Here is a 12860-nt window from a genome sequence, read left to right as displayed (position 1 = left end):
GAAGAGTGGAAGCTTCGCGAGAAGCTCGCTGCTCTTTGGGAAAAGGTAAGGGCGCTCGGGGTTCGTTTGCGCGAACGCTTGTTGCGAACTAAAGCCTATGCCAAGCTGCAGGCTATGACACCATTGCGTCGTCGTATGACCATCATGCTATGCGGTGTATTTTTGTTGCTGGGATTGATCTTTGGTTTTAATCAACTCAAGACTTTCATGATTAAGCATTTCATTGCTGGCATGGGCTTGCCTCCTGCAGCAGTCTCTACATTAGCAGTAACTTTCACAGAATGGCAGCCAAAGCTTTCCAGCGTGGGCAATGTGCGTGCTTACAGGGGCGTCGAGCTGAGTACCGAAATCGGTGGTCTAGTACAAACGGTTCCCATTAAATCAGGCATGGATGTCAAAGAGGGCGAGTTGCTCATTAAGTTGAATGATGCTTCTGATGTTGCTCAATTAAATTCACTAAAAGCATTGGCGGATTTAGCCAAAGTCATTAATGAGCGGGATAGGCAGCAGTTGGCCATTCAGGCGATTAGCAAAAATGTGTTTGATACCAGCAAGGCTGATGCCGCTTCCAAGCAAGCCCAGGTTGAGCAACAAATTGCATTGGTCGCCAAGAAGAATTTGAAGGCACCCTTTAGTGGTCGAGTTGGCATCGTGATGATTAACCCAGGTCAATATGTCAATCCTGGCGATAAATTACTGACCCTGCAGACCTTAGATCCTATCTTTGTCGACTTTAATTTGCCGCAAAGCAATGCGTCACAAATTCAGGTTGGACAAGAGATTGTTGTTACGACGGATGCCTTTAAGGATGTGAGCTTTACTGGCAAAGTGACTGCAGTGAGCCCGAAGGTCGATACCAACACCCGTAATATTCAGATTGAAGCGCAGTTGGCCAATCCAGATAAAAAGATATTGCCGGGCATGTTTGCCAACGTCAATATCAAGCTAGGCGATGAGGTGAAGTTGCTAACTTTGCCGCAGACTGCTGTGACTTATAACCCCTACGGCTCCACAGTATTTATTGCCAAGCCAACTGGCAAGAAAGATAAACAAGGCAACCCTGCGCTTGAAGCACAGCAGGTCTTTGTAACTACGGGCCCTACACGTGGAGACCAGGTGGCAATTTTGAAAGGTGTTGAAGAGGGTGTCATAGTAGTAACTAGTGGTCAGCTGAAGCTGAAGAATGGCACACCATTGATTGTGAATAACAAAGTGCAGCCTTCAAATTCACCAAACCCACAGCCACAGGAATAAGTCCTAGATGAATTGGACTGACATATTTATTCGTAGGCCAGTGCTATCACTGGTGGTGAGTGCGCTTGTCTTAGTGTTTGGCTTGAAGGCAGTTGGATCTTTGCCCGTCAATCAATACCCGCAAACGCAAAATGCGCTCGTCACCATTACGACTGCGTACTACGGCGCTGATCCAGAAACGATTGCTGGATTTATTACTCAGCCGCTAGAGACTGCCATTGCACAGTCCCAGGGCATCGATTACTTATCGTCGATGAGTGTGAGTGGTCTGTCTACTATTACAGCCACCTTGAAGCTCAACTATGACTCCAATGCGGCGTTGACACAGATTCAGACGCAGATTAGCTCAGTGAAGAATCAGCTGCCGCCACAAGCCCAGCAACCCGTATTGACGGTGCAAATTGGTCAGTCGACTGCGGCGATGTACATGGGCTTTTATAGTGATGACATCCCCAACAATGCGATTACGGATTACTTGTTACGCGTAGTCAAGCCAAAGCTAGACTCAGTAGATGGTGTGCAGAATGCTGAAATTACTGGGGGTAGAAAATTTGCACTGCGTGCCTGGTTAGACCGAGAGAAGATGGCTGGTCTTGGAGTGGGCGCTGATGACGTTTATAGCGCGATGGCTGCCAATAACTACCTATCAGCAGTGGGGAGCACCAAGGGCGACATGGTTGCGGTTGACTTGGTAGCCGGTACTGACTTACATACGCTCGATGAGTTCCGCAAATTAGTCATCAAAAAAGATGGCATCAATATTGTCTATTTGGACCAGGTAGCCACCGTGAGCATGGGCTCTGAGGATTACAACACCAATGTAGCGTTCAGCGGCAAGAAGTCCGTATTTATTGCAATTAAGGTAGCGCCACAAGCTAACTTATTGGATGTTGCTGCGCGGGTGCGTGCTGCGGTGCCCGATATTCAGCAGCAGTTGCCGACCGGCATGTCTGGAAAGATTGTTTATGACTCCACCAAGTTCATTACGACCTCGATTGATGAGGTTGTTGCAACACTGCTAGAGGCATTGTTGATTGTGACAGTCGTGATCTATCTATTTTTAGGAAGCGCTCGAGCGGTTGCTGTACCGGTGATTGCGATGCCACTCTCTTTAATCGGCACCTTTTTCTTGATGCAGGTATTGGGCTACTCCATCAATTTACTAACCCTGCTCGCTCTTGTCCTTGCGATTGGTCTGGTGGTGGATGACGCCATTATTGTGGTGGAGAACGTTGACCGTCACATGAAAGAAGGAAAGTCTCCCTTAGAGGCTTCCTTGATAGCTGCTCGCGAATTGGGCGGGCCTATCTTGGCAATGACGATTGTGTTGATTGCTGTATATATTCCGATTGGTTTTCAGGGCGGCTTAACGGGCGCACTCTTTACCGAGTTTGCATTTACTTTGGCAAGTGCGGTGGCAGTATCAGGATTGATTGCGTTGACGCTTTCTCCCATGATGTGTTCACGGATCTTTACGGAAGAGCAAGAGGCATCTCCTTTTGTACAGAAGATCGACCGTATTTTTGAAAAGGTTCACCATAGCTATCAAACGACTTTGCGTGAACTCTTAAGCACTTGGCAAGTCATCATTGTGATGGGTGTGATTTTGTTAGGCGCTGTCGCATACCTTTATGCCACTGCTCGTGCTGAATTAGCGCCAACGGAAGACCAAGGCATTGTCTTGATGCAGGCTTCAGGACCACCCAATAGCACTGTAAATCAGATGCAGACCTATGCTGATCAGATTTACCAAATATCTGCTGCAGAGCCTGAGTACGAGCAGATGTTCCAAATTACTAGTCCTACCAGTAGTTTTGGCGGTGTACTGCTGAAAGATTGGGATCAGCGCAGCCGTAATGCCACCAAGTTCCAAGAGGATATGCAGAGCAAGTGGAATACGATTGCTGGTGCTCGTGTAGCAGCCTTCCAGTTTCCGGCTTTACCGGGAGCGCAAGGCCTTCCTGTTCAGGTGGTGATCAATACTACCGAGTCTTATGAGCAGCTCAATGAGGTTTCTCAGGCGGTGCTTGATAAGGCTCGTCGCAGCGGAAACTTCTTTTTCGTCGACTCCGATTTGAAAATTGATAAGCCGCAAGATGTTTTGGTGATTGATCGTGAAAAAGTTGCTGCGCTGGGAATGACGCAACAACAGGTGGGTAGCGCCTTATCGGCAGCTTTGGGTGGTGGCTACGTGAATTACTTCTCTGTAGCTGGCCGCTCCTATCGTGTCATTCCACAAGTAAAGCAAGTGGACCGTCTTAATCCAGATCAGATTTTGGATTACTACATTCGCACTCCAAGTGGGCAGATGATTCAGGCGCGAACGATTGCAACTATTAAGCAAAAAGTGGTTCCGCAATCGATTAACCATTTTCAGCAGCTGAACTCAGCAACGATCTCTGGTGTGAGTACGCCATTTATTTCTCAAGCGGATTTATTGGAGTTCATGCGTCAGACTTTGAAAGAGGTTGCACCGAGCGGCTATACGATGGATTACGCCGGTCCTTCACGCCAGTTTATGGCGGAATCTGGCGGCTTCCTGGTCACCATGTTCTTTGCGATCTTGATCGTGTTCTTGGTACTAGCTGCGCAGTTCGAAAGTTTCCGTGATCCAATCGTGATTTTGGTCTCAGTGCCGCTTGCACTATTTGGGGCGCTCATCTTCATTAACCTCGGCTTTACTACTCTCAACGTATACACCCAAGTTGGACTCGTGACGCTGATGGGTCTAATTAGTAAGCACGGCATTTTGATTGTGGAATTTGCCAATGAACTTCAAGAGGCTGGTCGAAGTAAGTTGGATGCCATCGTTGAGGCGAGTAGCGTACGGTTACGTCCGATCTTGATGACGACCGCTGCAATGGTGCTGGGTGTGGTGCCACTGGTGATTGCTTCTGGTGCTGGTGCCGCAGGCCGTCAGTCTATGGGTATTGTGATTTTTACTGGCCTATCGATCGGTACGCTATTCACCCTCTTTGTTGTGCCGGCGATGTATTTATTTATCGGCGCCGATCACCATCAGAAGAAATTTAAGCAACAGTAAGTACTTGTAAGCTTCTCAAGAAAAAGGGTGAATCTAATTCACCCTTTTTGTATTTCAGAACTGCTTGAGATGCATGCTAATAACTACTTCACAATATTGAGTTCTTTTTCAGCCACCAGGCTGTACTGAGTGCCTTCTTCTATTCGCTTCATCCATGCATCAAGGTTGTGCAATGTTAAGCGTGGCCCAGTTTGATCTGGAAACGTTTGGTGCAATAAATTCCAGCGGCTGACGCAGAGTGCGAGCGGGATGTCACCAATGTTAAAAGTATTTCCTGAGCAGTATGGTTGATTTGCTAATTGTTGATCCAGTAGGCCAAGTAATGCGTTGGTATCTTGATAGGCCTTTCGAATAGCCCCGTAGTTTCTTTCGCTCTCGGGGGTGCGAGTGAGGCCTAAAAAAGTAACTCGTAAAGTGGGCCACATGGTCCCTAGCTGCCAATCCATCCACTTCTCAGATGAATATTGGCCTGCAATGTCGGTGGGGAAGCGCTTTGATAGATCGTGCTGGTGAGCAAGATAGCGCAGGATGGTATTAGATTCCCAAAGCGCGAGATCGCCGTCTTCGAGGGTAGGCACTAAGCCATTCGGATTAAGCGCTAGAAATTCGGGTGTGCGGTTCTTGCCAAAATCTAGACCCGCATCAATGCGCTCAAAATCTTCACCCTCTTTTAATCCGAGTTCTGCAAGGCACCATAAAACCTTCTGCACATTGATAGAACTTTTTCTCCCCCATAAGCGCATCATGAGAACTCCTATTTTTTGGTATTGTTAAAGCGACAAATCTAAGCCAAGAAATTTGCTGTGAGCAAAGATGAGTGGCTGACTATCTGGACTATGTTTCAGATTGAGAACTTTGGCAACGATGATGTTGTGGTCACCGCCGGTATGTACAGAAACAGTTTCACACTCGAAGTAAGCGCAGCATCCATCAATTTGGGTAAGGCCACTGGCTGCAATTTCATGTGGAATGGCGATGAACTGATTTTCTTTCACAGTAGCGAAATGCATCGCCATTGCTTCTTGTGAGCGCTCCAGCACATGAACGAGTTGCTTGTGACCAACTTCAAAGTGAGGCATTAAGCGGGAGTGCTTCTTCAGGCTCCACAGAATCAGTGGTGGTTCCAAAGAAACAGTGTTGAAGGAGCTGATCGTGATGCCATGAGCATTTTGATCAGAATCTAAGCAAGTGATTACAGTGACCCCGGTTGCGAAAGAAGAAAATCCTTTGCGTAGCTCTTGAGAGGTAAAGGGGGTCATCTTGGCTTACTTCGCTGCGGCTGGCGCAGATACTTCAGCAGGAATGCTTGTCCCAGGAATCGGGGTCAGGATTTCATTTTCTTCAGCTTTAACGCATTTAAAGCGATATTCCTTGCCAGCTTTAGACAGAAAGCTAGCGCCTTGGTAGAAATCATTTTTACAGGCGGTATTGGCAAAATCCATTACATCTTGCGGCGCAGCGCTAGAAGTGATTAAGCGCATATTACCCATAGACATATTTATTTGGCTTGATGAGCATCCAAGCAGCGCTAAGCTAGAAATCGTAGTTAATAGTAGAATTTTTTTCATGGAAGCCTCCATAATCAGCAATGCTCGTTAGGATAAACCTATTACGAATTTGCGGTGGAGAATGCGGCGCTTTTAAAAGGAAGAGACATGTTTAAAGCAATTTTGGTAAATAAAGATGATCAAGGCTATCGGGCCGAGCTTTCTCAGGTCAATGATGCTAGCCTGCCCGAGGGTGATGTTAAGGTTAAGGTGCTCTATTCAACACTGAACTACAAAGATGGTTTGGCAATTACTGGCAAAGGTCCAGTAGTGCGCAGCTTCCCAATGGTTCCTGGAATTGATTTTGCAGGAGAGGTTTTAGAGAGTGCCAGCCCAGACTTCAAAGTGGGTGATATGGTGCTTCTCAATGGTTGGGGTGTTGGCGAAGGTCATTGGGGCGGCCTAGCTCAACAAGCACGTGTGAAATCTGAGTGGCTGATTCCATTGCCGAAAGGGTTTACTGCTAAACAAGCACTAGCCATCGGTACTGCAGGTTATACGGCGATGTTGTGTGTCATGGCATTGCAAAAGCATGGTCTTAAGCCAAGTGATGGTGAGGTATTGGTCACTGGCGCAGCTGGCGGTGTTGGAAGTTTTGCGATTACCCTGCTAAGCAAACTAGGCTTTACCGTTGTAGCAAGTACTGGCCGCATGACTGAGGCTGATTATCTGAAGAAGTTGGGTGCCACTGAAATAATTGATCGCGCTGTTTTATCAGCACCCGGGAAGCCTTTAGCCAAAGAGCGTTGGGCTGCGGTAGTCGATAGCGTAGGTAGTCATACCTTGGCCAATGCGTGTGCACAAACCAAGAGTGATGGCGCAGTTGCTGCTTGTGGACTAGCCCAAGGAATGGATTTTCCATCGAGCGTAGCACCATTTATTTTGCGCGGCGTCACTCTCTATGGCATTAATAGTGTGACTGTGCCGAAAGCAAAGCGCATTGCCGCCTATGAACAACTCAGTAAGTTAGTCGACCTAAAAACATTAGAAGAGATCTCTCACGAGATTAGCCTGGAAGATTCTTTGAAGTATGCCGCTGAACTCATGGCGGGAAATGTTCGTGGGCGCTTAATTGTGGACGTGAATAAATAACAAATTAAAAGTATTTACTCCGAAGTTGGAGGTTTGCGCATTTTGAGATTGGCCCAAACCGCAAGCTTCTCGGGATTAGATAATTTAGACCAGTCCGCAATCTCAGTCAGAGTGCGATAACAACCACGACAAAAGCCATTTTCTGGATTAATGTCGCACCAATTGATGCAAGGCGATGGAACTGTTGCCAAAGTAAACCTAGGTAGAAATAAATGAAGACCAAAAACCAATCCAGCGATCTTAGTTCAATTCATTATCCTTTGGTGGATGCTTTGCCGGAAGCGGGCAGTTCGGTGGAGGTTGCGCCTGGTGTGCGCTGGCTTCGCATGCGCCTTCCTTTTGCTTTGGATCACATCAATCTATGGCTTTTGCGCGACGAGTTTGAGGGGGTCCAGGGCTGGACAATTGTCGATTGCGGCATTGCTAATGATGAGACGAAGGTTGCGTGGGAGCAAATCTTTGCCACGCAGTTAGGGGGCCTGCCTGTATTGAGGGTCATCGTTACCCACATGCATCCGGACCATGTAGGTCTCTCCCAGTGGCTATGTGAAAAATGGAATGTGTCACTGTGGATTTCCATGACGGACTATTTAACGGCTCAGTGGCTCAGCCATAAAGAGGGCGGTGCCGCGATAGGCGCTCGTGCGGGCAGCGGCGGTTCTGCTGATCACTTTCAAAAACATGGACTCAGTGCGCCAGAAGATTTAGAAAAAATTCGGGCGCGTTCTAATTACTATAGCAATATGGTTCCTGGTGTGCCGCGCCAATATCGTCGGATCATCGATGGTGAAATGATTCTGATTGGTGGGCACGAATGGCAGGTCATCATGGGATTTGGACATGCGCCTGAGCATGCTTCACTATTTTGCAAAAATTTGGGCGTGTTGATTTCGGGCGATATGTTGTTGCCGCGTATCTCTACCAATGTCAGCGTCTACGATGCCGATCCGGATGCCGATCCTTTAGGTTTGTATCTCAGCTCTTTAGATCGATACTTGCCCTTACCTGACGGCACTCTCGTATTGCCATCTCACGGTAAGCCATTTACTGGTATGAAGCCACGGATTGATCAACTTAAAGCCCATCATGATGAGCGCTTAGCTGAAACGCTTGGGGCATGTAAAAAACCGGCAACTGCTCGTGAGATAGTGCCGGTTTTGTTTAAACGTGAGTTAGATACTCATCAAATGACATTTGCCATGGGTGAGGCTATTGCTCATCTGAATTACCTACTTCGTCGAGGTAAGTTGAGTCGCCAGCTTTGCGATGACGGCGTGTTGCGGTTTTGCGTGGTTTAGCAGCTTTTGTTCCGGATTCTTCAGACGATCCGGTGGCAGCAGCAGCGGTTGCTGAAACCGCGTCACCAAAGGATTTGAGTGCCATCATGGTGGCATGTTGCACTTCTAAGCCCTGAATGGTGGACTTTAAGATATTGAGATTGAGGTTGAGCCAGTTTTCAACGCTTTTAAGGTCCTTAATGCGCTTCTCCAGCTCATCTGTATCGAGGCCTGGAAATGCTGATCCAAACCCTCCTGCCGCCTTAGAGGCATCTGTAGTGAAGGGAAATTGGCCAGGCATCTGCCCAGTCGCGCCTTGACCCCACATGGTTTTCATCATTTCAAGGCTTTGATTGAATTCTGGGATAGTTCCAAACATAGGGGGCTCCGGGTCAGATAAAAGTGGCGTAATGCCAATACAATAAGAGATTCTAGAGATTAATCCCGGTTAAGCAATGCAATCTAATGGTTTATCCCAGCCTTACACCCGTGGTCAGGCCCTTCCTGAGCTCCTAAAGCAACGCATTCTGATTTTGGATGGCGCTATGGGCACCATGATTCAGCAATACAAGTTGAATGAGGCCGATTACCGTGGCATGCCCACCAATACGCGTTTTGTAGATCATCCGGGCGATATTAAGGGCAATAACGAGCTGCTGGTGCTCACTCAACCCCAAATTATTAGCAAAATTCATGAGCAGTACCTTGATGCTGGCGCAGACATTATTGAGACCAATACCTTTGGCGCCACCTCGGTAGCTCAAGAGGATTACAAGATGGCCGGCTTGGCATATGAGATGAATGAAATCTCTGCCAAACTCGCTCGTGCTGCTTGTGAAAAATACAGTACACCAGATAAACCCCGTTTTGCTGCGGGCGCGATTGGGCCAACGCCCAAGACGGCAAGCATCTCTCCAGACGTCAATGATCCTGGCGCACGCAATGTAACTTTTGAGGTTTTGCGCGCTTCGTATCGTGAGCAAATTGAAGGACTCTTTGCTGGTGGCGTTGATTTATTTTTAGTAGAAACTATTTTTGATACGCTCAATGCCAAAGCTGCATTATTCGCGTTAGATGAATTCTTTGAAGAAACGGGCGAGCGTTTGCCCGTCATGATTTCAGGAACGGTAACCGATGCTTCTGGCCGCATTTTATCTGGTCAAACAGTTGAAGCCTTTTGGAATAGCTTGCGTCACATTAAACCTTTAACCTTTGGCCTGAACTGCGCTTTAGGTGCAGCATTGATGCGCCCCTATATTGCAGAGCTTGCTCGCATCTGTGATGCGGCAGTGTCTTGCTATCCGAATGCTGGCTTACCTAACCCGATGAGTGATACCGGTTTCGATGAGACTCCAGAAATTACCTCTAGCTTGGTTGATGGTTTTGCAAAAGATGGCTTGGTCAATCTGGTGGGTGGTTGCTGTGGAACTACGCCAGATCATATTCGCGCAATTGCCAATGCGGTAGCAAAGCGTAAGCCACGTGCCTTTTATCGAGAGAGCGCGGAGGCATCATCATGAGCGCCAAAGAAAATAAACCAGTAAATAAATCTGCTATGCCAGCGATGAAGCTATCTGGCCTAGAGCCCTTTAATGTCACGGCCGATGTCGGCTTTGTGAACATTGGTGAGCGTACGAACGTTACGGGCTCCAAAGCATTCTCACGCATGATTCTAAATAATCAGTTTGATGAAGCATTGGTAGTAGCGAGACAGCAAGTGGAGAACGGTGCCCAAGTCATCGATATCAATATGGATGAGGCGATGCTAGATTCTGAGGCGGCGATGACGCGCTTCTTAAATCTGATTGCTTCTGAACCCGATATCGCGCGCGTACCCATCATGGTGGACTCCTCTAAGTGGAGCGTGATCGAGGCCGGTCTGAAATGTATTCAAGGTAAGCCGATTGTCAATTCGATTTCCCTGAAAGAAGGTGAAGAGCCTTTCAGAAAGCAAGCTCGTTTACTTCGTCGTTACGGTGCTGCTACTGTGGTGATGGCGTTTGATGAGGCGGGCCAAGCCGATACCTTTAAGCGCAAGACAGAAATCTGTCAACGTTGCTATGAGATTTTGGTTAATGAGGTTGGCTTCCCCGCTGAAGATATTATTTTTGACCCCAATATCTTTGCAATCGCTACGGGGATTGAAGAGCACGACAACTATGCGGTTGATTTCATTAATGCCACTCGCTGGATTAAAGAAAATCTACCGGGCGCAAAAGTTAGCGGTGGAGTATCGAACGTTAGCTTCTCATTCCGTGGCAATGATCGCGTGCGTGAAGCTATTCATACGGTGTTCTTGTATCACGCTATTCAGGCGGGCATGGACATGGGTATCGTCAATGCAGGACAGCTTGGCGTCTACGCAGACTTAGATGCTGAGTTGCGTGAGCGCGTTGAAGATGTTGTTCTCAACCGCTTTAAAGAAAAAGAAGGTAAGACTCCAACCGAGCGTTTACTCGATATTGCCGACCAATTTAAAGGTGGTGGCGCAAAGCAGGTTGAGAACTTGGCTTGGCGTGAATCGCCAGTGCGTGCTCGTTTAACGCATGCACTCGTGCATGGTATTACTATTTTCATTGAAGAAGATACGGAAGAGTTGCGTGCGCAAATTATGGGCGCAGGCGGCAGGCCGATTGAAGTTATTGAAGGTCCGCTCATGGACGGCATGAATGTCGTTGGCGACTTGTTTGGCGAGGGTAAGATGTTCTTGCCGCAAGTAGTGAAGAGCGCGCGCGTGATGAAACAAGCTGTTGCCATTTTGATTCCCTACATTGAAGAAGAGAAGCGCCTCCACATTGCTTCTGGTGGTGAAGCGAAAGCCAAGGGCAAAATTGTCATGGCTACCGTGAAGGGCGATGTTCACGATATTGGTAAAAATATTGTGACTGTAGTGTTGCAATGTAATAACTTCGAAGTTGCCAATATGGGTGTGATGGTGCCTTGCGCAGAAATTCTCAAGCGCGCTAAAGAAGAAAAGGCGGACATCGTTGGCTTATCTGGTTTGATCACACCTTCACTTGAAGAGATGACTTATGTTGCGCAAGAAATGCAGCGTGATGATTACTTCCGTGAGCGTCAAATTCCGCTGATGATTGGTGGCGCAACAACTTCCCGTGTGCATACTGCCGTGAAGATCGCACCACACTACGATGGTCCGGTGGTTTATGTTCCAGATGCGTCTCGCTCTGTATCGGTAGCATCTAGCTTGTTGTCTGATGAGAATTCTAAGAAATTTATTCAAGATTTGCGCGATGACTATGTCCGCATTCGTGAACAGCATGCGAATAAAAAGGTAGCTCCAACGATTTCATTGGAGGCTGCACGTAAGAATCGTGAGTTGATTGATTGGGCCAACTATGTGCCTGAGAAACCCAAATTTATTGGGCGTCGTATTTTCAAGAACTTCGCTTTAAGTGATATCGCCAAATACATTGACTGGACACCATTTTTCCAGACTTGGGATTTGGCTGGCAAGTTCCCGCAAATCCTTGATGATGAAGTGGTGGGCATAGAGGCTCGCAACGTCTTTGAAGATGCTCAGGTGTTGCTAGATAAGCTCATCAAAGGCCAATGGCTGCAAGCTGATGCAGTGGTAGCCTTCTATCCCGCTAATGCGGTTGGCGACGACATCGTCTTATATAGCGATGAGTCTCGCGAGCACCCACTATTTGTTTGGCATAACTTGCGCCAACAAGCTGAGCGTCCGGTAGTCGATGGCGTACGTCGCCCTAATCGTTGTTTGGCAGATTATGTTGCGCCAAAAGATTTGGGTGTTGCAGATTATTTAGGCTGCTTTGCAGTCACTACAGGCCACGGCGTTGAGAAGAAGGTTGCTGAGTTTCATGCGAAGCATGACGACTACAGTGCAATCATGCTGCAATCTTTGGCCGATCGTTTGGCGGAAGCATTTGCAGAGCTCATGCACCACCGCGTCCGTACTGACCTTTGGGGATATGCGACAGACGAGTTCTTGACGAGTGATCAAATGATTAACGAGGAATATCGCGGTATTCGTCCGGCTCCTGGTTACCCAGCCTGTCCAGTCCATGAAGTGAAGAGGGATTTACTGCGCGTCATTGGTTCGGAGGATATTGGCATGACTCTGACCGAGTCAATGGCTATGAATCCAGCCTCTAGCGTCAGTGGCTTTTACCTAGCCCATCCGGATGCACGCTACTTTAACGTGGGTAAAGTTTCTGCTGATCAGGTTGAGGATCTAGCTAAACGCCGTGATGAGTCTATTGAGGATGTGCGTCGCCAGCTGGCTAGCTCAATCGATTAAATACAGTTACTTTGTTTGGATTATGTGGAGCGGGGTGGCTTCGTTTAAACGCCCCACATTACCGGCTCATCTTTGGCCTTAGCCTGTTTCATAAGCTCTAGGAAGGGGTAGGCGCGCTGCCCGAGTCTGTCTGCTAACTTCGGTTTTTCCGTATTTTCTTGTTCGGCGGTATTGCTTTTGGAGCGCTCCTCAAGGTCTTTCAGGATAGCGGTTTCTAGGGCGGTGATGAGGGGTGGCAATTGCTCAACCGTCAAAATTCCTCTGTGTTCTAAGGAGCGACCCAAGATATCAAATATCCGTTGAGTCAGATCAGCCAACATAATGACGTCTGGGCCCGCTTTGGAGCGAAATTGATAGATCATTTC

Annotated in this window: 12 protein-coding genes; 6 read left to right on the top strand and 6 right to left on the bottom strand. The window is 47.7% G+C overall.

The features are described from left to right. Positions 1–114 precede the first annotated feature (114 nt). Together CBI30_RS01370 and CBI30_RS01365 are read left to right on the top strand one after the other, a co-directional pair. Positions 115–1254, top strand: a complete 1140-nt coding sequence (locus CBI30_RS01370) for an efflux RND transporter periplasmic adaptor subunit (protein WP_088526765.1) — start codon at positions 115–117, stop codon at positions 1252–1254. A 7-nt stretch (positions 1255–1261) separates the two neighbouring features. After that, positions 1262–4297, top strand: coding sequence for an efflux RND transporter permease subunit (locus CBI30_RS01365; protein ID WP_088526547.1), 3036 nt, complete (start codon positions 1262–1264; stop codon positions 4295–4297). A gap of 83 nt (positions 4298–4380) precedes the next feature. On the opposite strand, the gene CBI30_RS01360 is transcribed toward CBI30_RS01365, so the two are convergent. Genes CBI30_RS01360 through CBI30_RS01350 form a run of 3 tightly spaced genes read right to left on the bottom strand, consistent with a single transcriptional unit; the run spans position 4381 to position 5865 of the window. Next, entirely contained in the window at positions 4381–5043 is a 663-nt protein-coding gene (locus tag CBI30_RS01360) for a glutathione S-transferase family protein (protein WP_088526546.1), read from the bottom strand. Between the two features lie 24 nt (positions 5044–5067). Further along, on the bottom strand, positions 5068–5556 hold the full coding sequence (locus CBI30_RS01355; protein WP_088526545.1) for a flavin reductase family protein: 489 nt from the start codon (positions 5554–5556) through the stop codon (positions 5068–5070). Positions 5557–5562: 6 nt separating this feature from the next. Next, positions 5563–5865 (bottom strand): hypothetical protein, encoded by a 303-nt coding sequence (locus CBI30_RS01350; protein ID WP_088526544.1) that lies wholly within the window; start codon positions 5863–5865, stop codon positions 5563–5565. An 87-nt stretch (positions 5866–5952) separates the two neighbouring features. On the opposite strand from CBI30_RS01350, the gene acuI reads away from it, so the two are divergent. Continuing rightward, positions 5953–6936, top strand: a complete 984-nt coding sequence (gene acuI / locus CBI30_RS01345) for an acrylyl-CoA reductase (NADPH) (protein WP_088526543.1) — start codon at positions 5953–5955, stop codon at positions 6934–6936. A gap of 14 nt (positions 6937–6950) precedes the next feature. Here acuI and CBI30_RS01340 read toward each other — a convergent pair whose 3' ends face one another. Next, positions 6951–7127: a DUF1289 domain-containing protein gene (locus CBI30_RS01340; RefSeq protein WP_088526764.1), complete on the bottom strand. Its 177-nt coding sequence runs from the start codon at positions 7125–7127 to the stop codon at positions 6951–6953. 21 nt (positions 7128–7148) lie between these two features. Between CBI30_RS01340 and CBI30_RS01335 the strand changes: the two genes are divergently transcribed. Next, positions 7149–8234, top strand: a complete 1086-nt coding sequence (locus CBI30_RS01335; protein WP_088526542.1) for an MBL fold metallo-hydrolase — start codon at positions 7149–7151, stop codon at positions 8232–8234. Here CBI30_RS01335 and CBI30_RS01330 read toward each other — a convergent pair. Then, complete coding sequence (locus CBI30_RS01330) at positions 8146–8592, bottom strand: PhaM family polyhydroxyalkanoate granule multifunctional regulatory protein (RefSeq protein WP_088526541.1); 447 nt, start codon at positions 8590–8592, stop codon at positions 8146–8148. The genes CBI30_RS01335 and CBI30_RS01330 overlap by 89 nt on opposite strands. A 76-nt stretch (positions 8593–8668) precedes the next feature. Here CBI30_RS01330 and CBI30_RS01325 point away from each other — a divergent pair, with 76 nt between their 5' ends. Both CBI30_RS01325 and metH read left to right on the top strand, forming a co-directional pair. Continuing rightward, on the top strand, positions 8669–9733 hold the full coding sequence (locus tag CBI30_RS01325; RefSeq protein ID WP_088526540.1) for a homocysteine S-methyltransferase family protein: 1065 nt from the start codon (positions 8669–8671) through the stop codon (positions 9731–9733). Further along, complete coding sequence (metH, locus tag CBI30_RS01320; RefSeq protein WP_088526539.1) at positions 9730–12495, top strand: methionine synthase; 2766 nt, start codon at positions 9730–9732, stop codon at positions 12493–12495. The genes CBI30_RS01325 and metH overlap by 4 nt, the downstream gene beginning before the upstream one ends. A gap of 44 nt (positions 12496–12539) precedes the next feature. On the opposite strand, the gene CBI30_RS01315 is transcribed toward metH, so the two are convergent. Then, the gene (locus CBI30_RS01315; RefSeq protein WP_088526538.1) at positions 12540–12857 is read right to left on the bottom strand and encodes a DUF1840 domain-containing protein; all 318 of its coding nucleotides are present in this window, start codon (positions 12855–12857) and stop codon (positions 12540–12542) included. Positions 12858–12860: the final 3 nt, after the last annotated feature.

Source organism: Polynucleobacter aenigmaticus (assembly GCF_002206635.1).
GTDB classification, from domain to species: domain Bacteria; phylum Pseudomonadota; class Gammaproteobacteria; order Burkholderiales; family Burkholderiaceae; genus Polynucleobacter; species Polynucleobacter aenigmaticus.
The sequence above is the reverse complement of the archived record's forward strand: the minus strand, read 5'-3'. Positions and strand labels throughout refer to the sequence as shown.

What these genes read in the sequence shown, in the direction of transcription:
- metH (WP_088526539.1), top strand. Translation starts at nt 9,730, where the DNA reads ATGAGCGCCAAAGAAAATAAACCAGTAAATAAATCTGCTATGCCAGCG.
- CBI30_RS01365 (WP_088526547.1), top strand. Translation starts at nt 1,262, where the DNA reads ATGAATTGGACTGACATATTTATTCGTAGGCCAGTGCTATCACTGGTG.
- CBI30_RS01335 (WP_088526542.1), top strand. Translation starts at nt 7,149, where the DNA reads ATGAAGACCAAAAACCAATCCAGCGATCTTAGTTCAATTCATTATCCT.
- CBI30_RS01355 (WP_088526545.1), bottom strand. Translation starts at nt 5,556, where the DNA reads ATGACCCCCTTTACCTCTCAAGAGCTACGCAAAGGATTTTCTTCTTTC.
- CBI30_RS01360 (WP_088526546.1), bottom strand. Translation starts at nt 5,043, where the DNA reads ATGATGCGCTTATGGGGGAGAAAAAGTTCTATCAATGTGCAGAAGGTT.
- CBI30_RS01325 (WP_088526540.1), top strand. Translation starts at nt 8,669, where the DNA reads ATGCAATCTAATGGTTTATCCCAGCCTTACACCCGTGGTCAGGCCCTT.
- CBI30_RS01315 (WP_088526538.1), bottom strand. Translation starts at nt 12,857, where the DNA reads ATGATCTATCAATTTCGCTCCAAAGCGGGCCCAGACGTCATTATGTTG.
- CBI30_RS01370 (WP_088526765.1), top strand. Translation starts at nt 115, where the DNA reads ATGACACCATTGCGTCGTCGTATGACCATCATGCTATGCGGTGTATTT.
- acuI (WP_088526543.1), top strand. Translation starts at nt 5,953, where the DNA reads ATGTTTAAAGCAATTTTGGTAAATAAAGATGATCAAGGCTATCGGGCC.
- CBI30_RS01330 (WP_088526541.1), bottom strand. Translation starts at nt 8,592, where the DNA reads ATGTTTGGAACTATCCCAGAATTCAATCAAAGCCTTGAAATGATGAAA.
- CBI30_RS01350 (WP_088526544.1), bottom strand. Translation starts at nt 5,865, where the DNA reads ATGAAAAAAATTCTACTATTAACTACGATTTCTAGCTTAGCGCTGCTT.